The sequence below is a fragment of the Stenotrophomonas sp. EMP41 genome, assembly GCF_047495535.1.
Lineage (GTDB): Bacteria > Pseudomonadota > Gammaproteobacteria > Xanthomonadales > Xanthomonadaceae > Stenotrophomonas > Stenotrophomonas sepilia.
Genome location: NZ_CP179923.1, coordinates 24804 through 44297, shown reverse-complemented (window position 1 = coordinate 44297; position 19494 = coordinate 24804). Strand labels below are relative to the sequence as shown.

Here is a 19494-nt window from a genome sequence, read left to right as displayed (position 1 = left end):
GCATCCCCTGAGACGGAGGCAGACCATTCTTCCTCCTGCACTGGAGGATACCCATGACCAGAATCGACCCCGCATGGCTGGAAGCCTTCGACAAGGAGCTCCTCCACCTGTTCGCCATCGACCATCGCGATGCCGGCATGGATGAGTACCTGCTGAGTTGCTACGCAGACCTTCCGCCACGCGACGCGGCGCTGGCTTTCGGCAGCGACTACGACCTGGAGCGCGACGATGCGCTGTGGCCTCGGCCGGGCGTGGCGCTGCAAAGTTAAGTTGTGTCGCAATCGACACGCTGCGCGACTGGGCCCTGTGGGCTACGTGTCGCTTTTGGGATCCCGAACAGCTGCAAACCGTGCTTTTCAATGCGCATTCGGGCGGTAACTTAACACCGACCGAAACCACTGCACCGCAAGGGTTCTGCCACGCCTGCGCCATGCAACAATGCCGTAAGCGTCAGCATTTGCGGCCTCTGCGGCCTACGGTTTCTTGGCATCTCGCAATCATGCGAGTACACCTTGGCGTGCCACCGGAAAAGGGTGGCGCGGGACTCGAAAACCCGTGTTTATGCCAGCTGTATGCGCTTGCCAGCCGACGTCACCTTTCATGTGGCGTCGGCTGGCAATCCGTTCGCGTTCCATGGCGGGCGGTGCGTGGGGGCCTTCGGGCCCGCCGGTCTGGCATTTACCGGTTTTCGAGCCCGCACCGTCCGCCACCTTTATTGGTGGCGCTGCTATCTGTCCTGTACGGAGCATTGCCATGAGCACCTCGGATTTCCGTTCCCTGCACGCGTTATACGATCCGGACAACGCCGATGCCGAGCGCGAACCGTCCCCCGATCCCAACTCCTTCGTCGCCACGCTGCGCCGCATCGGAACCGGTGCGGCGGCAGACGGCCAACCTTGGCCGGAGCGGCATCAGCTGCCTGGGCGTCGCCTTCAACTGGCAGATGCAGACTGCGCCGTGGCCGGGCTGCGCGTGGTCGCGGAGTTGATGCTGGCAGCGGAGCGCACGCGGCAGAACGGCGCGCCCGAGGAGTACCTGGGCGATCGGGTGATGGAAGGTCTGAAGATGGCGTGCGTAGCGTTGACTGCGCAAGTGGCTGAGCGGTTGCAGGTGCGGGAGTAGCACGCGCTTCATTACGCACATCCGCTGCAATGCATCGGATCGTATCCGCGGTCCGAGACATTCGCCACAGCCTGGGCCATTTGGCCCCTAGCACTGGCCTCACTATGCCGAGCCGGACTTTCCTTGCTCTGGCGGCGGCAGCGCTGCTGGGATCGCTCATAGGTCGGATGTATGCATCGCCCACCACAATGAGTTTTGAGAGATACGCAAGACTCGCCGACTCGGAGTTCGCCATGTTTCGGGCCGAAGCCAAGCGCTTCGCCGAAGAGCTGGCTTGCCAAGGAGTCACCATCGGAAAGCATGATTCCAGCGCGCGCTTCTTTGTCGTGAGCGTGCGGACTGATCCCATCCTGTTCGTGGACAACTCTGGCCCTAGGCTGTTGGTCGTCACGATGCCTGCGGTTGCAGGCGATGCAATAGACCTACAGCGATGGAAAGATGGGTGGGACTCACCAGAGAGACGGAAGAGAAATTTGAGCTCGCCTGAGAGCGGCTGCGCTCATTCCGCATCCCATTAGCGCCCATCTCCATCTTCCCCAACAGCCAAACGCGTCAATCAATGACACAGGCAACCTGGTTCTGGCTAGAATCCTGGGCACTTGGCTTCTGGGACAGGGATCTAGGATGGAACTTCCATTCGAGGTGGGCGCGCTCTACAACCGTCAAAAGCAGATCCATGGCGTCTTTGGCGGGCAGCAGCAAGGTGGCATTTCGACACCCAAGGAGCATCCGCTAGTCATTGCCTTCACTGGCGAGGCCGGCGTATCTCATGGCTACCATGACTTCTGGGACGACGACGAAGTTTTCCATTACTTCGGCGAGGGTCAAGTCGGAGACATGAAGTACGTGGCGGGCAACCGCGCACTTGGCGAGCACACCAAGGATGGCAAGACGCTCGTAGTGTTTCAGATGATGGGCAAGGGGCGGCCCTACCGGTACCTTGGTAGGTTCATGTGCCAGTCCTCCTACGTTCAACCTGGCACACCAGATCGAGAAGGGCAGCTAAGATCTGCCATCGTGTTCCGCTTGAGATCGCTGGAAGCCTCGCTGGGCCTCGCCCCAGGTGAGACGGACAAAGCTGAGATCGATACCGCTATTGATGACGTCGGCGCGACCAGCACAAGGCGCGAAACTGAAGTGCGGACGAAGCAACGCCTTTTCCGTGAGCGCCTGATTGGCGTTGAGAAGGGTTGCCGACTGACCGGCATTGAGGACCTGAGATTCCTCCGCGCAAGCCATATCAAGCCATGGGCGGATAGCAATCATAGCGAGCGCGTTGATGGCGAGAACGGGCTATTGCTGGCCCCGCATGCGGACCTGCTGTTTGATCAAGGCTGGATTAGCTTTTCGTCGAGCGGTCGCTTGCTAGTCTCGAACACCCTACCGTCCGAAGTGCAGGTTGGGCTCGGTCTGAACTTGGATGCTTCAGTCCGTTATGGCGCCTTCTCCTCAAAGCAGCTCAGCTTCATGGAGTTTCACCGAGACGTTGTTTTTGATGGGCGGTCTATTAGCAACTATTCAGCCCATTCCTCCGGTCGAGATGCCTAGGGTACGTCCCAACCAATGACGGCGACCTAGACTCGAGCAGATTCTCTCGCCTCAGACGCTTCCCAGAGAAATCCTGACACGGCTTATGCGGTATCGTGCGAAGCGGCGACATTAAACAATGGCCTCTCCAACAAACTATTCACACTAATCAACTCATCCTCAGATGGACCACTGGCACCGAGTTTAAGGCACCAGACGCCTTTCAGAAGACATAACTTCGCCATTCCGATCCCAGTCAATCTCGACTCAGCACGCATCCCGCGCTGTCCATAGAACCGAGCTGCTAGCGAGCAAGTGCGCTAGGCACCTGCTGTCCGCTTTCTCTCGGCAATCACCCTTATTCTATCGCCAATGGCTTCGAGCCCCTGAAGACCACACTTCCTTGCCAATCGTGTCTTGAAGTTTATGTTAGAGCTTCTCGTAAATGCCGCACTCCTTGATCTCATGAGGAGCAGTGGCAGGACGTAATCCTTTGCCGAAACATAGTTTGTTAAGAAACACTTTTCCAGATCCACGTTCCCCTCAACAATTCGCTTGGCTGCCTCCACCCGGTCAGCACCAAACATCTCATTAAGCCGGACTGTGATGTTATCGACGATCTCGGCCACTTTTTCCGGATCAACGTCCCCATTCTTGCCACCGCAAATGGAACGGTATCCCAGAGAAACAGTTTGAATTCCCGATCTCAAATAATGGCAAGCGCCAAATAATATGAACAGGCTTCGAAACTGTTCAAGACTCTCTGCGTACCAACCCTCATAGCCGGCCCTGCCAGCGATTTCGTCGAATCCAAGCTCAGGGTCATCTTCATAAAGAACATCAATCATTGCTGCAGGATCGGCGATGAAATTCTCTATGCAGTATCTAGGAAGCACTGCAACCGCTTCAGGTAGAGTGTCAAATTCGCCGGTTAGGAGATACAAATCCCCATCAACTATGAAAATAGCGTCGGAATCACTAGCCCCAGCCTCTATTGCGGCTCGAATAACATCAGCTCGCGTGCCGAGAGGGAAGACTCTGTCGAGAGCAACCCCATTGCCCGTCACTAACCTAGAAAGAATAATCGAATATAATTTTCTGTACCCCTCAGCCGTATCCTCCACATAGACATCGACATCATTGTAGTTTTTGTGGAGGGCGGCCTCCGCGTAGCGAGCTGCAAGCCCCCTTACAGGAAGCACGTTTCGCAGTGATTCGTCCATGAATTAGCCAACCTGTATGCAATTAGACTTCTTGAAGCCAATAATTTCTGGAGAATGAGTCGCAAATATCATCTGGCAACGAGCGCCTTTAGAAATTTCGTCAATGAGCCGCTCCTGCCAGCGCAAGTGCAACGAAAGTTCCGGCTCGTCGACGATGAGCACCCCTTTACTGCCCCGACCAAACCACGCATGAGCCAGCATTATTAGCAATTGCTTTTCGCCAGACGATAGGCTCGACAAAGGAAGGTCAACCCCCTCCTGCGTCACTTTTAGCTTCCCGATCGAGTCAACGAGGGCAATCTTTCTTGAATCGCTAAAGAATCCATTTATGCTTTCAAGAAAATTCTCAATCGGAGCGTAGAATCGCTCAGCCTGAAGCTTCTGCCTCTCCATCTCTTCCAATAGCTTATGTATTCTCTTTATTTGAGATCTATTCATAAGCCACTCAATCGAGAGGTTGCCTTTAGACTGCGCAAGAACCGCCTGCATCCTCGAGAAGAATTCGTTTATTTGCTTTTCGGTCCCCAAACTCCCCCCGAGGCGAGAAGCCAGGGCCTCAATTTCCCTTCTTCTATCATAGAGCGCCCTAAAATCTGCGACGTTCCGCTCCCCCCCTCAAGCTCATCCGGAGTAAACTCGATGTAATCAAACATCGAACCAACAACCGTATTGGTTAGACGCCCTCCGATACCATCACTAGCTTTTCTGTACTTCCGAAACGCTCTTTCAATAAGGAACTGGGAGCTATCCATCCCCTCCACCAGCCCCTTGCTCGACCATTTTCTGCTCGCGGAATAATCGCTAGCTGAAACGTCTTCATCGAAATAGAACGGTTCAATATCAACGCGCGCCGCTCTTCTTTCCAAACCCAGGAATAGGGGACGCCCGAGCCTCATAAAGGCTGGGAATGAATTAGTCATTCGTTGAATTAGATCCACCCGCTGATCTTCAACATATCCTTCAATCCTCTCCACCTTTGAATACATAGCCAGCTTTTCATCATCCAGACGAGAAATGCTATGTTTCAGACCCTCCCCATTGATGTAGAAGTTCAGAGTCCGCTTATCACTTTCGATTCGATAATCGAAATACCTAGATTCGTTGGCGAGGACCACAACTTGCAAACTACTAAACTTTATAGATAGCAAAGTCGTGAGATCAAAGGCCAGCATCGCCTGCATGAGCCGAAGAGCTGTAGTCTTTCCGCTACCGTTGATTCCGACAAGAAAAGTAAGCTCCTCGTTGAAATCCATATCGAATTCGTAGCGACCGTGTACGCGACTCGCAGAAAACTGAAGCACTCTCATTGCAAGTATCCTTCCTAGCAATATGTGAAAAAAAAGCTGCCGCGTTTCAGCGGCAGCCAATTTGTGACATAGAAATGCACTTCTAGAAGAAATCAAACCCCAACAGGATTAGCCTTCTCCGGATCAATCTTGTACTGCTTGATCGCCCGGGCCACATCCTTCGCGGTCATCTTCCCTTCCTTCGCCAGCGCCGCAATCGCGGCATGCGCGATGTAGTACCGGTCAACCTCGAAGAAGCGACGCAGGTTCGCACGCGTATCCGAACGACCAAACCCATCGGTACCCAGCACCGTGTAGCTCATCGGCACGAACGCACGGATCTGGTCCGCATACGCACGCACGTAGTCGGTGGCGGCAATCGCCGGGCCCTGACGGCCTTCCAGCAGCTCGGTCACGTAGGCCTTGCGCTGCTCACCTTCCGGATGCAGGCGGTTGGCACGCTCCACGTCGAAACCATCGCGACGCAGTTCGTTGAAGCTCGGGCAGCTCCAGATGTCGGCGGTCACGCCGAAGTCCTTGTCCAGCAGCTCGGCGGCGGCAATGGCTTCGCGCAGGATGGTGCCCGAACCCAGCAGCTGCACGCGCAGCTCGCCCTTCTTCGGCTTGCCGGCGTCGGTCAGCAGGTACATGCCCTTGACGATGCCTTCGGCCGCGCCTTCCGGCATTTCCGGGTGGGTGTAGTTCTCGTTCATCAGGGTGACGTAGTAATACTCGTCCACCTGGTCTTCCATCATGCGCTTGGTGCCGTGCTGCAGGATCACCGTCACTTCGAAGCCGAAGGTCGGGTCGTAGCTGCGCACGTTCGGGATGCCACCGGCCACCAGATGGCTGAAGCCATCTTCGTGCTGCAGGCCTTCACCGTTCAGCGTGGTGCGGCCGGCGGTGCCACCCAGCAGGAAGCCGCGGGTACGCATGTCGGCGGCCTGCCAGGCGATGTCGCCCACGCGCTGGAAGCCGAACATCGAGTAGTAGATGTAGAACGGCAGCATCGGCACGTTGCTGACCGAGTAGCTGGTACCGGCGGCCATCCACGAGCTGATCGCACCCGGCTCGCTGATGCCCTGCTGCAGCACCTGGCCGCTCTGGTCTTCGCGGTAGAACATCAGCTGGTCGGCGTCGACCGGCTTGTACTTCTGGCCGAACGGCGCGTAGATGCCGATCTGGCGGAACAGGCCTTCCATACCGAAGGTACGGGCTTCGTCGGCCACGATCGGCACGATGTGCGGGCCCAGTTCCTTGTCACGCAGGGTGATGTTCAGGCTCTGCACGAAGGCCATGGTGGTGGAGTAGCTGCGCTCGCCGCTGCTCTTCAGCAGACGCTCGTAGGCTTCCAGCTTCGGCGCCACGAAGGTCTTGTCGGCCTTGCGGCGGCGCTGCGGCAGGTAACCGCCCAGCGCGGCACGGCGTTCCTGCAGGTACTGCACTTCCGGTGAATCCGGGCCCGGGTGGTAGAACGGCACCTGGCCGTCGGCCAGCTGCGCGTCGGTCACCGGAATGTTGAAGCGGTCGCGGAAGTGGCGCACCGCTTCGTCGTCCAGCTTCTTGGTCTGGTGGGTCGGGTTCAGTGCCTCACCGGCGCTGCCCATGCCGTAACCCTTCACGGTCTTGGCCAGGATGACGGTCGGCATCCCCTTGGTGTTCACGGCCTGGTGGTAGGCGGCGTACACCTTGTGCGGGTCGTGGCCACCACGGTTCAGGCGCCAGATGTCGTCGTCGCTCAGGCCAGCGACCATCGCAGCGGTTTCCGGGTACTTGCCGAAGAAATGCTCGCGGGTATACGCGCCGCCGAAGGCCTTGCAGTTCTGGTATTCGCCATCGACGGTTTCCATCATCAGCTTCTTCAGGACGCCGTTGGTGTCCTTGGCCAGCAGGGCATCCCAGTAACCGCCCCACAGCAGCTTGATCACGTTCCAGCCGCCACCACGGAACACGCCTTCCAGTTCCTGGATGATCTTGCCGTTGCCGCGCACCGGGCCGTCCAGACGCTGCAGGTTGCAGTTCACCACGAAGATCAGGTTGTCCAGGCCTTCACGGCCGGCCAGGGCGATGGCGCCCAGGGTTTCCGGCTCGTCGCTCTCGCCGTCGCCGATGAAGCACCACACCTTGCGGTCGGACTTCTCGATCAGGCCACGGTTTTCCAGGTAGCGCATGAACTGCGCCTGGTAGATGGCGGCCAGCGGGCCCAGGCCCATCGACACGGTCGGGGTCTGCCAGTAGTCCGGCATCAGCCACGGGTGCGGGTACGAGGACAGGCCACCGCCGTCCACTTCCATGCGGAACTTGTCCAGCTGCTCTTCGCTGATGCGGCCTTCCAGGAAGGAACGTGCGTAGATGCCCGGGGCGCTGTGGCCCTGGATGAACAGCAGGTCGCCCGGGTGGTTTTCGCTCGGGGCGCGCCAGAAGTGGTTGAAGCCCACGTCGTACAGGGTGGCGCCGGAGGCGAACGAGGCGATGTGGCCGCCCAGGTCACCCGGCTTGCGGTTGGCGCGCACCACGGTGGCCATCGCGTTCCAGCGGATGATCGAACGGATGCGCCATTCCAGCTCGGCGTTGCCCGGGCTCTTGGCCTCGAACTGCGGTTCGATGGTATTGACGTATTCGGTGGTGGGAGAGAACGGCAGGTAGGCGCCCGAACGACGGGTCAGTTCCACCATGCCTTCCAGCAGCTGATGCGCGCGCTCGGAGCCCTCGACATCAATAACGGCCTTCAACGACTCGATCCACTCCTGGGTTTCCACAGGATTCGGGTCGTTGTTCAGCACCTCGTTCAACCAGTTCATTAGCGCTCCCATAACCGCACGCACGCGCGCGACTGTTGTATAGATTTCTAGACCGCAAAGTGTAGCGCACCAAGGGCTTTCGTCACTTGGCTACGCAGGCGTATGGATGCAACCGGCCAGTGTCCGCAAGGGGCTTGCCGGGCCCGCTGACGGCCCTGCGGCAGGCCTTGGCGGCGGCGCGGGCTGTCGCTTGCGGGCCGCTGCGCCCATGAGCAGGACGCAGTGTTACCGCTGCCGATGACGGTTGTAGGGCAACTCCGGCACCGCTGTAGGGGCGGTTCGGGCAACGGTACTGAACCGGCGACAACATGTCGCACCTGCCTCTGGAACGGTACCGGCATCGGGTCCAGCGTGGGCCGCGAGTGAGGGGCCTGGCGGCCCTGCTCCCTTCCACAGCATCGCCGGGGCGCCCTGCAAGGGGCGCCTCTTTTGCTGTGCACGCGGCCGCCCGTGGCCCAAAACGGACCTGCTTGTGGCCGGATCGGATGTTGTCGCTTTCGACATATCGATATATCGTTTGCACACTCGTTTACCGATATATCGAAATGAGCCGCGTCTCCTCTCCCAGAACCCGTTCCACCGATTCGGCGGTGCCCCGCCGCAACGGCCAGCCACGGGTACTCAGCCGCGGCGACCTGCGCCTGCTGGTACTGGCCCTGATCGGTGAGCAGCCGCGCCATGGCTACGAACTGATGCAGCTGATCAGCAACCAGTTCATGCAGGCTTACACGCCCAGCGCCGGCACCATGTACCCGCTGCTGGCCAGCTTCGAGCAGGCCGGCTGGATCGAGGCCGAGGAAGTGGACGGCAGGCGGATCTTCCGCATCACCGCCGCCGGCGAGTTCGAGCTGAAGGTGCAGCGTACCCAGGTACGCCTCGCGCAACGGCGAGCCTTCGACCGTGCCCGCGAGATCACCAAGGCGTCGTTGCCGCCGCCGCTGGCCACTGCCCTGCGCGAGTTCAAGCGGGCGCTGGTGCATCACCACGGCCGCTGGGCCGAGGGTGAGGCGGACGAAGTGGCGGCGCTGCTGACGCGGGCCTCGGCCCTGCTCAACGGTACCGCCGGTAGCGAGCAACCACCGATTTCAACGACCCAGCCAGACTGAATCCAGCCAGGTCTCCCCCATGCCGCGTTCCCCCGCGCGACACCTTTACAGGTAACCCCCATGACCGAACACAACAACACGCGCCTGCGCCTGGATGTGCGCTTCCGTGAACTGACCGTGCTGCGCACCGAAGAGGTCACCCCGCACATGCGCCGCATCGTGCTGGGTGGCGACGACCTGGCCGGCTTCGATTCGCCCGGCGCCGACGACCACATCAAGCTGTTCTTCCCCAACGCTGCGGGCGAGACGGTGCTGCCGGTGCTGACCGCCGAAGGCCGCAGCTACCCGGCCGGCAAGGAGCCCTCGCCGGCCCGCGACTACACCCCGCGCTGGTGGGACCACGAAGCCGGCGAGCTGGCCATCGACTTCGTACTGCACGACCAGGGCGTGGCCGGGCCGTGGGCCGAGCGCGCGCAGCCGGGCGACACGCTGGTGATCGGCGGCCCGCGCGGCTCCTTCGTGGTGGCCGACACCTACGACGCCTACGTGCTGATCGGCGATGAAACCGCGCTGCCGGCCATCGCCCGCTGGCTGGACGTGCTGCCGGACGGCGCCGAGGTGCAGGCCTTCATCGAAGTGCGCGACGAGGCCGAGCGCCAGGACCTGCCGCAGTACGAGAACGTGCGCATCCACTGGCTGGAGCGCAACGGCTTCCCGGCGGCCAGCAGCACGCTGCTGGAAGACATGCTGACCGACTTCGAGGCCCCGGACGGTGATGTCTTCTACTGGATCGCCACCGAATCACGTCGAGCACGGATGATGCGCAAGTTCATCGAAGGCCACCTGGGCGTACCGCGCGACTGGATTCGTTCCACCGGCTACTGGAAGGCCCACCCGGACGAAACCGACGGCGATTGACCGGGCGGCCGGTGGGTGCGGACCCTGCTCGGTGGGTGCGGACCGTTGGTCCGCACACCTTTGACCATGTAGAGCCGAGCCCACGCTCGGCTGCTCTCCGCTCCGCCATCGGAAAACCCTCGCGCGCGATGAGCCGAGCATGGGCTCGGCTCTACGGGTATGCCGCCGCCCGGTTCAACGCATCAGCCGGCAAGCAATGCGACAATCGCGCTCCTTTCCTGCAGCAACGAGGCCCACATGGCCAAACTGACCCTGGCCGGCGTGGATGCGCTGCGTGCCCGCTTCGCTGATGACGCTGCCTGCGACGCGGCCCTGGCCGCCTTCGCCGACACCGCTGCACTGCGCGCGCCGCTGCGCGACCTGGTGGAGGCACAGCACCGCTACCTGCAGGCCGAATTCGAAGTGGCACAGGTGGCCGACGTGCTGCGCCGCGACCAGAAGTACGCGCCGGTGGGTCGGCCTTCGATCAACATCGTGCAGCTGCGCAAGCAGCAGGCTGCGACGAAGCAGGCGGCGCTGATCGCGCGCCAGGTGGTGGCGCAGGCCGCGCAGACGTTCGTGCGGGTGAGCGGGATGACGGTGAAGGCCAAGCAGAGCCCGAGCGAAGCGTGCGTGGCATGGTTGGGTACGTTGCGCTGAGGGATCGTGCGGACCAACGGTCCGCACCCACCAGATGCCGGTTGGCACCTACCGGGTAGTGCCGGCCGCTGGCCGGCAACCCCCTCATCATCGGGCACCTCGCAAGCAGCCGGCCAGCGGCCGGCTCTACCAGAACCCAAAAAGAAGGCCCGCTTTTCAGCGGGCCTTCTGCCTTCTCACGACGAGTGAGCGGGGTGCATCAAGCGGCCGGCTTTTCGCCGGTGGCTTCGGTGGTGATGCGGATCTTCACTTCATCGCTGACGTTCGGAGCGTAGGCGCCGACGCCGAAATCGCTGCGCTTCAGGGTGGTGGTGGCATCGAAGCCGGCGGCCGGAACCTTGGCCATCGGGTGCTCGCCGCCGCCGTTGACGGTGACGTCCAGGGTGACCGGCTTGGTGATGCCCTTGATGGTCAGGTCACCGGTAACGGTCAGCTTGTTGGTGCCGGCCGCTTCCACCTTGGTGCTCTTGAAGGTGGCATCGGCGAACTTGGCGGCGTCGAAGAAGTCGGCGCTCTTCAGGTGCTCGTCGAACTTGGCGGTGAAGCTGTTCAGGCCGCTCAGCGGCAGCTTCACTTCCACGGTGGACTTGGTCACGTCTTCAGCGTTGTACACCAGGGTGCCTTCGACGTTGCCGAAGTGCGCGCTCGGGTTGGAGAAGCCGAAGTGGCTCCACTGCGCCAGCACGTCGGTGTGGCTCGGGTCCAGCTTGTAGGTGCCCGAGGCGATCTTGATCGCTTCGGCGGCCGGCGCGGCAGCAGCGGCATCAGCGGCCGGGGTGGCGGCCTGCTCGGTGGTGGCCGGGGCGGCGGCATCGGCCGCCGGGGCAGCGGTGTCGGCCGGCTTGGAGCAGGCGGCGATGGCCAGGGTCAGGGCCAGCGGCAGCAGCAGTTTACGGGTGGCGCTCATCTGAGGAACTCTCCGGATCGTAGGGTGGGTACACGGTGCAGCAATGGCCCGCCGCGGAACAGCGGGCCCGAAACCGATACAGCGACTTACGCGATGCGCGCCGCTTCGTCGAACGACAGGCGCGGCAGGCGCGGGAACAGGCCCGCCGGGTCACCGTAACCCAGGTTGACCAGGAAATTCGACCTGATGGAGGTGCCGGCGAAGAAGGCTTCGTCAACCTTGGCCGGGTCGAAGCCGGACATCGGGCCGGCATCCAGGCCCAGCGCGCGCGCGGCCAGTATCAGGTACGCGCCCTGCAGGCTGCCGTTGCGGATGGCCGCTTCGTGGCGGCCTTCCTGCGGGCCATCGAACCAGGCCTTGGCATCGGTGTGCGGGAACAGGTACGGCAGCTTCTCGTGGAAGTCCAGGTCGAAACCGATGATGACGGTGACCGGCGCAGCCATGGTCTTGGCCAGGTTGCCTTCGGACAGCGCCGGGGCCAGCTTGTCCTTGGCCTCCTTCGAAGTAACGAAGACGAAGCGCGCCGGCGTCGTGTTGGCCGCGGTGGGACCCCACTTCACCAGGTCGTACAGTTCCTTCAGCAGGCTCTCGGGGACCGGCTTGTCGAGGAAGGCGTTCTGGGTGCGGGCCGTACGGAACAGCTGGTCAAGGGCAGCGGCGTCGAGCGCGTGGGACATCAGTGGATCTCCAGGGCGGCTAAAGGAAGTCAGTGCCCGCGGGCGGCGCGGGGCGAAACGACGAGCCGCAGTGTAGAGTGTCGCGACTGTTGCAACACCCAGCAGGGCTGAAACGAATTAATGCCAATGGTGAAACGATCGAGCGCGCCATGGACGGTCACTGATGGCCGCGCGGGCAATGTCCGCCAGGCGGTCGCGCTGGCCTCGGCACTGCGCCAGGGCACCCACCGACCGCTGCTCCTGCAACCGCGCGCGCCCTGGCGCTGGCTGTCGCCGCGGCGCCTGCCCGGCGATGTCAACGGCTACGGCGAGGCCTTTGCGTCACTGGCCAACGAGGCGCCGGCGCTGGCGATCGGCTGTGGCCGCCAGGCCGCTGGTGCCCTGCGCGTGCTGCGTGCACGCGGCAGCCAGGTGGTGCAGATCCTCGACCCGCGCATCGGCGCCCGCCATTGGGACGTCGTGGTGGTGCCCGAACACGATGCCCTGCGTGGCAGCAATGTGCTGACCCTGCTCGGCAGCCTCAACCCGGTGGACGACGACTGGCTGGCCTGGGGCCGCGCCGCGTTCGCCGGCTTCAGCACCCTGCCCGGCCCGCGCACCGCACTGCTGGTCGGCGGGCCGACGCCGCTGGCGCCGTGGGATGAGACCGCGATGGTCGGCGTGTTCCAGGCGCTGGCCGAGCAGATCCGCAGCGAAGGCGGCAGCCTGCTGGCGACCACCTCGCGACGTACGCCGCCGGCCCTGGCCGAGGTCCTGCGCGCGAAATTCGCCGACCTGCCGCACGTGATCTGGGGCGACGGCGGCGACGGCACCAATCCCTATGGCGGCCTGCTCGGCTGGGCCAACCGCGTGGTGGTGTCGCCCGATTCGGTGAACCTGCTCTCTGAAGCCTGCGCCACGCGCATGCCGGTGATGGTGGCGCTGGCCGATACCGCGCAGGGTCGGCTGGCGCGCTTCCAGCAGCAGCTGCGCGAGCGCGGGCGGTTGCAGGCGCACTGGCTGGACTGGCAGTACGACCGCATCGAGCCGCTGCGCGAAACCGCGCGGGTGGCGGCGGAAGTGAAGCAGCGCCTGGCATTGGGGTAGTGCCGGCCGCTGGCCGGCAACGAGGTACCTGGCACCCCGGTAGTGCCGGCCGCTGGCCGGCAATGCTGCACGCATTACCGAACACCCTGCCGATGCCGGCCAGCGGCCGGCACTACCCGATTGCGCGGCGCAAGGGCGTGGATCGCCCGCTGCGCTGAGCAGCGTATGATCGGCGCGCGGGCCTGCCCGCCGTTGAAGGTACCGACATGGATCGTTTTTCCCGCCTGCGCCGCGCCGCGCTGCTGATCGCCAGCCTGCTGGCGACCGCACCGGCCTGGGCCAACAGCACCGAATGCCGCGAGCGCTACCCCAGCGTGGCGTCGCAGGCGGCGATGCTGGACGTGGCCTGGACCACCGCCGAACGCCTGGACGCGCTGCCCGACGTGGACGTGGTGGTCGCCGCGCGCGGTGGCCAGGACCTGAGCCGCTACGGCCTGCGCCACAGCCACCTGGCGTTCCTGCTGCGCGAGGACGACGGCCGCTGGCGTGCGATGCACCTGCTCAACCGCTGCAAGACCGACCGCTCGCAGCTGTACCACGAGGGCCTGGGCAACTTTGTCGGCGAAAGCGGCGGGCATACCGACCTGCGCATCGGCGTGCCTTCGGCACCGCTGCGTGCTGCATTGAAAGCGATGCTGGTATCGCCGTCGATCCAGCCCAAGGCGCTGCACGAAGCGAAGTACAACGTGGTCGCCTACCCGTTCGCCACCGACTACCAGAACTCCAACCAGTGGGTGCTGGAAGTGCTGGCGGCGGCGATGGCGCAGGCCGAAGGCACGCCGGCCATCGTCAAGCGCGAACAGGCGCAGCAGTGGCTGCGCCAGCAGAAGTACCAGCCCAGCGTGCTGCACATCGGCCTCGGCAAGCGCGTGGGTGCGCGCCTGTTCGTGGCCAACGCCACCACCACCGACCATCCGGCCGGCGAGCGCATCTCCGGCAACTATTCGGTGGTGACGGTGGAATCGGTGTTCGACTTCCTGCACCAGCGCAGCCAGCTGCAGCAGGAACTGGTCATCCCCCATGTGCCGGTGGCCGGTGCCACCGCCGCCGCCCCCTGATTTCCCCGAGGAGAACGACATGCGTCCGCTGCTTACCTCTGTGTTGTCGATGGTGATCGTCACCGGCCTGGCCTGGTCGACGGCCGCCCACGCCGAACGCCGCATCGTGATCATCCACGACCCGGGTCCGCAGGGACCGAGCCTGGAGATGTCCACGCAGATGGTGGCCTCGGCCCGCGCCGCAGCAGCGAAGGAAGCCCAGGACGCGGCCGACGCCGGCCGGCCGCTGGCCCGCCCGCAGCAGATCAAGCTGCCGCAGATGGAGGTGAGTGCCATCGCCACCACCGTCGATGGCCGCCGCGAAGTGCTGCTGCGTGATGCCAATGACCCGCAGAACACCGCATCGATGCAGTATCCGCGCGGCGTCGGCGACCCGGCCGTGCAGTTCACCGTGGGCCAGACCGTGAACTTCGAGCCAACCGGCAACGACCAGGGCTGGCAGCTGAAGGACAACCAGGGCCGCCCGCTGGAATACCTGCCCGAAGCCACCGGCCCGCGCGACATCTTCGATACCCGGCGCTGAGCCGCCGTCCCCACGCTGACCAGGAGGTCTCCATGTTCCGTTGCCTGCGCGTTCCCACCACTGCATTGCTGCTCTCCGCGCTGCTGGTGCCCACCGTCCATGCCGGCGCCGCGCCGCAGTTGAACAGCAGCGAGGCCAGCGTGATCGTGACCTCGTTCGTGGTGCTGTCGCTGCCGCTGGCGGCGTCGATGGGCCTGTCCGAACTGTCCAAGGCGCCGTTCAAGGCCAGCGAACGCAACGCCAGGGCTGCCCGCACCAAGGCGGTGCCGCTGCCGCCGATGGAAGTGAAGAAGGTGGAGACCACGCCGTCGGGCGAGCGCCAGGTGCAGCTGCAGGTACCCGACAAGGCCGACCACACCGCCACCCTGCGCTGGCCGGTGCAGCCGCAGGGCGAGAACCCGACGGCGGCCTTCGTGGTCGGGCAACGGGTGCATTTCGACCCCACCGAGGCCGGTGCCGGCTGGAACGTGAAGAGCGCGCAGGGCCAGACCCTGGCCTATGTGCCGACGGCCTATGCCGCCGGTGACGTGATGAGTGAAGCGCTGTAAAGCTGAACGACCGGTTTTGGCTTTGCCGCAGGCCGGGCGGATAATGGGCGATCCCCTTTGTCCCCCTGGCTCGCCATGTCCGTGCGTCCTGCCCCTCTGTTTGCCCCGCTGACCCCGCGCGCCCTGGTGCTGGCGGTGCTGGCGATGGGCGCGGTGGTGCTGCTGTCCAACGTACTGGTGCAGTACCCGATCAACGACTGGCTGACCTGGGGCGCCTTCAGCTATCCGGTCGCGTTCCTGGTCAGCAACCTGATCAACCGTCGCTTCGGTCCGGCCCCGGCGCGCCGCGTGGCGTGGATCGGTTTCGCGGTGGCGGTGCTGCTGTCGATCTGGGTGGCCACCCCGCGCATCGCCATTGCCTCGTGCTCGGCGTTCATCGTGGCCCAGCTGCTGGACATCACCGTGTTCGACCGCCTGCGCCGTGGCAGCTGGTGGCGCGCACCAATGGTGGCCACCACCTGCAGCGCGACGGTGGATACCACGATTTTCTGGTCGATCGCGTTTGCCGGTTCCACCTTGCCGTGGGTGAGCTGGGCCGCTGGCGACCTGGCAGTGAAGCTGGCGATCGGCGTCTGCCTGCTGGCCCCATTCCGCGCGCTGCTGTGGAAGATGGCGCCGCTGCGCGCCACCAGCTGACCGCACATGCTCTGGTAGGTGCCAACCTTGGATGGCACATGAGCACGGTAGGTGCCGACCGTTGGTCGGCACGCTCCATCAGAGTTCATCACCGCTGACAGATTGTGCCGACCAACGGTCGGCACCTACCAGCAGCGGATCATCCCCGGGCAATTGCTCTAATGGGTGCACCCATCACCCGAACGGCAACGCTGCCGCTCTGCACGCCGCCGTAATCGCCGCACACGCGTCTTCAATCGCCGGCGTGGTCGGTGCCAGTCGCGGGCGCCGGTCCAGCGTGCAGGCCAGGCCTACGTCGAGCAGCGTGGCATGCGCGGTGTGCAGCGCCTGCGCCGTGGCATCGGGAACGAAACCGATAACTGCCAGCGCATCAATCAACGACGGTGTATCGCGCGGCTGCAGCAGCGCCGGATGCTGCGCGCTGCGTGCCAGCACGCCGGTCTGCAGCAGGAACTCCAGGTCCACCACGCCACCGGCACCCTGCTTCAGGTCCAGCCGCGCGGCGTCGCTGCGGTCCAGTTCGGTGCGCATGCGGCCACGCATCTTCAACACATCGGCGTACAGCACACCGGCATCGCGTTCGCGGCCCAGTGTCTGCGCACGCACCTGCTCGAAGTCGGCCAGCAGGCTGGCATCACCGGCCACGCCGCGTGCACGTACCAGGGCCTGGTGTTCCCAGGTCCATGCGCGTTCGCGCTGGTACTCGGTGTAGCTGGCCAACGAAGACACCAGCGATCCTTTGCCACCGTCCGGGCGCAGGCGCACGTCGATGTCGTACAGGCGCCCGGCGGCGGTGACCGCACCAAGCAGCGCCATCACCTTCTGCGCCAGCCGCGCATACCAGCGCCCCGGTTCCAGCGGACGTGCGCCGTCGCTGGCCTCCACGCCGGCCGGGTTGTCGTGCAGGAATACCAGGTCCAGGTCGGAACCGAAGCCTAGCTCGAGCCCGCCGAGGCTGCCGTAGCCGATGATCGCGAAACGTCCGCCGGGAATCCCGCCGTGCGCGGCGCACATGTCCGCCTCGGCCATCGCCAGCACGGTGGTGACCACCGCCTGTGCCAGCTCGGCCAGTTGCCGCGTGCTGTCCACCGCACCCTGGCGACCATCCAGCGTGGCCATCGCCATGCGGAAGCTGAGCGCCAGCCGCGTCTCGTTGAGCCAGCGCAGTGCGGATTCGGGATCTTCCACCGCCAGCACCTGCTGGCACTCGGCCAGCATGCCGGCCGCATCCGGCATCGGCCCGGACACGCGCACGTCCAGCAGTTCGTCCAGCAGCAGCGGGTACGCGGCCAGACGCTCGGCCAGCAGCGCGCTGCGCGCCAGCACGTCGACCAGACGCGCCAGCGCGCTCGGTTGTTCGTCCAGCAGCGCGAGATAGCTGGTCCGGCGCAGCACCGCCTGCAGCAGGCCAAGCACGCGCTTGAGCGCGGCATCGGGCTGCGGCGAACGCGTGGCCGCATGCAGCAACGCAGGCAGTACGCGATCCAGCCGCGCACGCGCGGCATCGGACAATGACTTCACGCCGGTGCCCTGCGCGAAATCACGCAATGACTGGTCGGCGCCGTTGGCATCGAGGAAACCGGCTTCGGCCAGCAACGCCGCGTTGCTGCCCTCGGGCAGGCTGCGCCAGTAGTTGGCCAGCGCGTCGGGCGCGGCCTGGCCCTTGCGCGGGGCCAGCAGCGCGGCGAATTCGGTACTGACCCGCTGCTGCTGTTCGGCCAGCGCCGCGCGCAGCACCTCCCAGTCCGGGTAGCCGAGGCCGACGGCGATGCGCTCGCGGTCCAGCGCGTCGCTGGGCAGCACGTGGGTCTGTGCGTCGCGCAACATCTGCAGGCGGTTCTCCAGGCGGCGCAGGAACAGGTAGGCCTCACGCAGCGCGCTGCCATCCTCGGGCGCGATCTGCCCCGCGGCCACCAGCGCGTCCAGCGCCACCAGCAGGCGGCGCTCGCGCAGCGCCGGCTCGCGGCCACCGCGGATCAGCTGCAGCGCCTGGCACAGGAACTCGATTTCGCGGATGCCACCGGCACCGCGCTTGATGTCTTCGTGCAGCTCGCGGCGCGCGACTTCGGCGGTGATCGCTGCCTTCATCTCGCGCAGGCCATCGAGCGCGGTGAAATCCAGGTAGCGGCGGTACACGAACGGGCGCAGGGTCTGCAGCCACGCCTCACCCGCCTGGACATCGCCGGCGACCGCGCGCGCCTTCAGCCATGCATAGCGCTCCCAGTCGCGGCCTTCGCGCTGGAAGTACTGGTCCATCGCCGCGAACGACAGTGCGACGCGGCCGGCGCTGCCGAACGGGCGCAGGCGCAGGTCGACGCGGTGGCTGAAGCCATCAACGGTGGTTTCGTCCAGCAGCTTGGCCAGGCGCTGGCCGAGTCGGGCGAAATACTCTTCGGCGGCCAGCGCGCGCGGCCCGTCGGATTCGCCGCCGTGCGGATAGGCGTAGACGAGATCAATGTCGGAACTGAAGTTGAGCTCGCCGCCGCCGAGCTTGCCGAGGCCGAACACCACCAGCTGCTGCGGCGTGCCTGCGTTATCTCGGACCACGCCGTGGCGCTGGGCGAATTCCTGCTGCAGGGCGTCCAGCGCCAGCCGCAGGCAGTCCTCGGCCAGGGTGGTGGCGCCGGCCAGGGTCTGTGCCACGTCGTCCAGACCGGTCAGGTCGCGCCAGATCAGCCGCGTCGACATGGCAGTACGCCAGCGCCGGATCTGCGCCGGCCAGTCGCTGGGCTGCAGCGGATCGAGCACCGGTGGCGGGATCGGCGGGCAGCCGGGGGTGGCCAGCTGCGCCAGCAGGGCCGGTTGCCGCACCAGCGTGTCCAGTGCGAAATCGCTGGCCACCGCCAGTCGGGACAGCAGCGGCTGCAGGTCGCTCGGGATGGGCTCGGGCAGGACCTGGGCCAGACGCGCCAGCGCGCGGTCGACAAGAGGCTGCAGGGGGGCGGGCAGGTCTGCGGGAGCAAGAGTCATGGACGGATTGTATCGACCCGGCCGGGACGCGACGGACCCGGTAGTGCCGGCCGCTGGCCGGCAGATCCGATGACCCGGTAGTGCCGGCCGCTGGCCGGCAGATCCGATGACCCGGTAGTGCCGGCCGCTGGCCGGCAGATCCGATGACCCGGTAGTGCCGGCCGCTGGCCGGCAGATCCGATGACCTGGTAGTGCCGGCCGCTGGCCGGCAGATCCGATGATCCCGCCGAAGGTTGCTGGGGTTGCCGGCCAGCGGCCGGCACCACCGATACTGGGAGCCGCGTATTCATACTGGGCGACAGGCAATAAAAAAGCCCGCTTGCAGCGAACTGCCAGCGGGCTCTGCTCCCTCCCCCACGTCGGGATGCAGGGCCATCGTGCGTGCTGCGAAAGCACTTTGCACGCTGCACTGCAAAACAAAACCGGCGGGTTTGGGTGAGCCCCTGGGGGAAAAGCCATTCCACGAAGGTAGAACCCCCCGTACGGATGAGGATGGCCGATAATCGGGATTCCCCCCAGAAACACTG

Annotated in this window: 18 protein-coding genes; 11 read left to right on the top strand and 7 right to left on the bottom strand. The window is 64.3% G+C overall.

Translation table 11 applies throughout. The features are described from left to right. The first annotated feature begins 53 nt into the window (after window positions 1-53). The 3 genes from ACMGRF_RS00195 to ACMGRF_RS00185 all read left to right on the top strand — a co-directional run bounded on the left by ACMGRF_RS00195 (window position 54) and on the right by ACMGRF_RS00185 (window position 2670). Window positions 54-269 carry a hypothetical protein gene (locus ACMGRF_RS00195; protein ID WP_199161094.1) on the top strand — a complete coding sequence of 72 codons (216 nt, stop codon included), beginning with the start codon at window positions 54-56 and terminating at the stop codon, window positions 267-269. 484 nt (window positions 270-753) lie between these two features. Continuing rightward, window positions 754-1122, top strand: coding sequence for a hypothetical protein (locus tag ACMGRF_RS00190; protein ID WP_414485526.1), 369 nt, complete (start codon window positions 754-756; stop codon window positions 1120-1122). Window positions 1123-1746: 624 nt separating this feature from the next. Next, on the top strand, window positions 1747-2670 hold the full coding sequence (locus ACMGRF_RS00185) for an HNH endonuclease (protein ID WP_414485525.1): 924 nt from the start codon (window positions 1747-1749) through the stop codon (window positions 2668-2670). 299 nt (window positions 2671-2969) lie between these two features. On the opposite strand, the gene ACMGRF_RS00180 is transcribed toward ACMGRF_RS00185, so the two are convergent. The 4 genes from ACMGRF_RS00180 to aceE all read right to left on the bottom strand — a co-directional run bounded on the left by ACMGRF_RS00180 (window position 2970) and on the right by aceE (window position 7959). Further along, window positions 2970-3872, bottom strand: a complete 903-nt coding sequence (locus ACMGRF_RS00180; protein WP_414485524.1) for a DUF4435 domain-containing protein — start codon at window positions 3870-3872, stop codon at window positions 2970-2972. Window positions 3873-3875: 3 nt separating this feature from the next. Further along, window positions 3876-4361 carry an AAA family ATPase gene (locus tag ACMGRF_RS00175; protein ID WP_414485523.1) on the bottom strand — a complete coding sequence of 162 codons (486 nt, stop codon included), beginning with the start codon at window positions 4359-4361 and terminating at the stop codon, window positions 3876-3878. 17 nt (window positions 4362-4378) lie between these two features. Beyond that, a complete protein-coding gene (locus ACMGRF_RS00170; protein ID WP_414485522.1) occupies window positions 4379-5179 on the bottom strand; it encodes a hypothetical protein in 801 nt (266 codons plus the stop codon). Window positions 5180-5271: 92 nt separating this feature from the next. Further along, window positions 5272-7959 carry a pyruvate dehydrogenase (acetyl-transferring), homodimeric type gene (gene aceE, locus ACMGRF_RS00165; protein WP_012478970.1) on the bottom strand — a complete coding sequence of 896 codons (2688 nt, stop codon included), beginning with the start codon at window positions 7957-7959 and terminating at the stop codon, window positions 5272-5274. Window positions 7960-8504: 545 nt separating this feature from the next. Between aceE and ACMGRF_RS00160 the strand changes: the two genes are divergently transcribed. The 3 genes from ACMGRF_RS00160 (at window position 8505) to ACMGRF_RS00150 (ending at window position 10562) form a co-directional block, all read left to right on the top strand. Next, complete coding sequence (locus ACMGRF_RS00160; RefSeq protein ID WP_414485521.1) at window positions 8505-9065, top strand: PadR family transcriptional regulator; 561 nt, start codon at window positions 8505-8507, stop codon at window positions 9063-9065. Between the two features lie 60 nt (window positions 9066-9125). Further along, complete coding sequence (locus ACMGRF_RS00155) at window positions 9126-9923, top strand: siderophore-interacting protein (protein ID WP_100477447.1); 798 nt, start codon at window positions 9126-9128, stop codon at window positions 9921-9923. 237 nt (window positions 9924-10160) lie between these two features. Continuing rightward, the gene (locus tag ACMGRF_RS00150; RefSeq protein ID WP_312547142.1) at window positions 10161-10562 is read left to right on the top strand and encodes a hypothetical protein; all 402 of its coding nucleotides are present in this window, start codon (window positions 10161-10163) and stop codon (window positions 10560-10562) included. A 199-nt stretch (window positions 10563-10761) separates the two neighbouring features. Here the strand turns inward: ACMGRF_RS00150 and ACMGRF_RS00145 are convergent, their stop codons facing one another. Together ACMGRF_RS00145 and ACMGRF_RS00140 are read right to left on the bottom strand one after the other, a co-directional pair. Continuing rightward, window positions 10762-11469 (bottom strand): YceI family protein, encoded by a 708-nt coding sequence (locus ACMGRF_RS00145; protein ID WP_005415047.1) that lies wholly within the window; start codon window positions 11467-11469, stop codon window positions 10762-10764. An 86-nt stretch (window positions 11470-11555) separates the two neighbouring features. Beyond that, entirely contained in the window at window positions 11556-12146 is a 591-nt protein-coding gene (locus ACMGRF_RS00140; RefSeq protein WP_099487351.1) for a malonic semialdehyde reductase, read from the bottom strand. A 126-nt stretch (window positions 12147-12272) separates the two neighbouring features. Here ACMGRF_RS00140 and ACMGRF_RS00135 point away from each other — a divergent pair, with 126 nt between their 5' ends. From ACMGRF_RS00135 to ACMGRF_RS00115, 5 genes are all read left to right on the top strand, one after another. Further along, a complete protein-coding gene (locus tag ACMGRF_RS00135) occupies window positions 12273-13232 on the top strand; it encodes a mitochondrial fission ELM1 family protein (RefSeq protein ID WP_099487349.1) in 960 nt (319 codons plus the stop codon). A gap of 206 nt (window positions 13233-13438) precedes the next feature. Further along, entirely contained in the window at window positions 13439-14290 is an 852-nt protein-coding gene (locus ACMGRF_RS00130) for a DUF2145 domain-containing protein (RefSeq protein ID WP_049438925.1), read from the top strand. Window positions 14291-14309: 19 nt separating this feature from the next. Then, entirely contained in the window at window positions 14310-14813 is a 504-nt protein-coding gene (locus ACMGRF_RS00125) for a hypothetical protein (RefSeq protein ID WP_049412302.1), read from the top strand. Between the two features lie 32 nt (window positions 14814-14845). Further along, window positions 14846-15361 carry a hypothetical protein gene (locus ACMGRF_RS00120; protein WP_414485520.1) on the top strand — a complete coding sequence of 172 codons (516 nt, stop codon included), beginning with the start codon at window positions 14846-14848 and terminating at the stop codon, window positions 15359-15361. A gap of 75 nt (window positions 15362-15436) precedes the next feature. Next, entirely contained in the window at window positions 15437-15997 is a 561-nt protein-coding gene (locus ACMGRF_RS00115; RefSeq protein WP_263467952.1) for a queuosine precursor transporter, read from the top strand. A gap of 174 nt (window positions 15998-16171) precedes the next feature. Here ACMGRF_RS00115 and glnE read toward each other — a convergent pair whose 3' ends face one another. Then, window positions 16172-18967, bottom strand: coding sequence for a bifunctional [glutamate--ammonia ligase]-adenylyl-L-tyrosine phosphorylase/[glutamate--ammonia-ligase] adenylyltransferase (glnE, locus tag ACMGRF_RS00110; RefSeq protein WP_414485519.1), 2796 nt, complete (start codon window positions 18965-18967; stop codon window positions 16172-16174). Between the last annotated feature and the right edge of the window lie 527 nt (window positions 18968-19494).

Bases quoted from the DNA above. Each gene is read 5' to 3' on its own strand.
- ACMGRF_RS00150 (WP_312547142.1), top strand. From the start codon at position 10,161: ATGGCCAAACTGACCCTGGCCGGCGTGGATGCGCTGCGTGCCCGCTTC.
- ACMGRF_RS00190 (WP_414485526.1), top strand. From the start codon at position 754: ATGAGCACCTCGGATTTCCGTTCCCTGCACGCGTTATACGATCCGGAC.
- aceE (WP_012478970.1), bottom strand. From the start codon at position 7,959: ATGAACTGGTTGAACGAGGTGCTGAACAACGACCCGAATCCTGTGGAA.
- ACMGRF_RS00175 (WP_414485523.1), bottom strand. From the start codon at position 4,361: ATGCAGGCGGTTCTTGCGCAGTCTAAAGGCAACCTCTCGATTGAGTGG.
- ACMGRF_RS00170 (WP_414485522.1), bottom strand. From the start codon at position 5,179: ATGAGAGTGCTTCAGTTTTCTGCGAGTCGCGTACACGGTCGCTACGAA.
- ACMGRF_RS00135 (WP_099487349.1), top strand. From the start codon at position 12,273: ATGGTGAAACGATCGAGCGCGCCATGGACGGTCACTGATGGCCGCGCG.
- ACMGRF_RS00180 (WP_414485524.1), bottom strand. From the start codon at position 3,872: ATGGACGAATCACTGCGAAACGTGCTTCCTGTAAGGGGGCTTGCAGCT.
- ACMGRF_RS00160 (WP_414485521.1), top strand. From the start codon at position 8,505: ATGAGCCGCGTCTCCTCTCCCAGAACCCGTTCCACCGATTCGGCGGTG.
- ACMGRF_RS00120 (WP_414485520.1), top strand. From the start codon at position 14,846: ATGTTCCGTTGCCTGCGCGTTCCCACCACTGCATTGCTGCTCTCCGCG.
- glnE (WP_414485519.1), bottom strand. From the start codon at position 18,967: ATGACTCTTGCTCCCGCAGACCTGCCCGCCCCCCTGCAGCCTCTTGTC.
- ACMGRF_RS00130 (WP_049438925.1), top strand. From the start codon at position 13,439: ATGGATCGTTTTTCCCGCCTGCGCCGCGCCGCGCTGCTGATCGCCAGC.
- ACMGRF_RS00125 (WP_049412302.1), top strand. From the start codon at position 14,310: ATGCGTCCGCTGCTTACCTCTGTGTTGTCGATGGTGATCGTCACCGGC.
- ACMGRF_RS00185 (WP_414485525.1), top strand. From the start codon at position 1,747: ATGGAACTTCCATTCGAGGTGGGCGCGCTCTACAACCGTCAAAAGCAG.
- ACMGRF_RS00140 (WP_099487351.1), bottom strand. From the start codon at position 12,146: ATGTCCCACGCGCTCGACGCCGCTGCCCTTGACCAGCTGTTCCGTACG.
- ACMGRF_RS00145 (WP_005415047.1), bottom strand. From the start codon at position 11,469: ATGAGCGCCACCCGTAAACTGCTGCTGCCGCTGGCCCTGACCCTGGCC.
- ACMGRF_RS00115 (WP_263467952.1), top strand. From the start codon at position 15,437: ATGTCCGTGCGTCCTGCCCCTCTGTTTGCCCCGCTGACCCCGCGCGCC.
- ACMGRF_RS00155 (WP_100477447.1), top strand. From the start codon at position 9,126: ATGACCGAACACAACAACACGCGCCTGCGCCTGGATGTGCGCTTCCGT.
- ACMGRF_RS00195 (WP_199161094.1), top strand. From the start codon at position 54: ATGACCAGAATCGACCCCGCATGGCTGGAAGCCTTCGACAAGGAGCTC.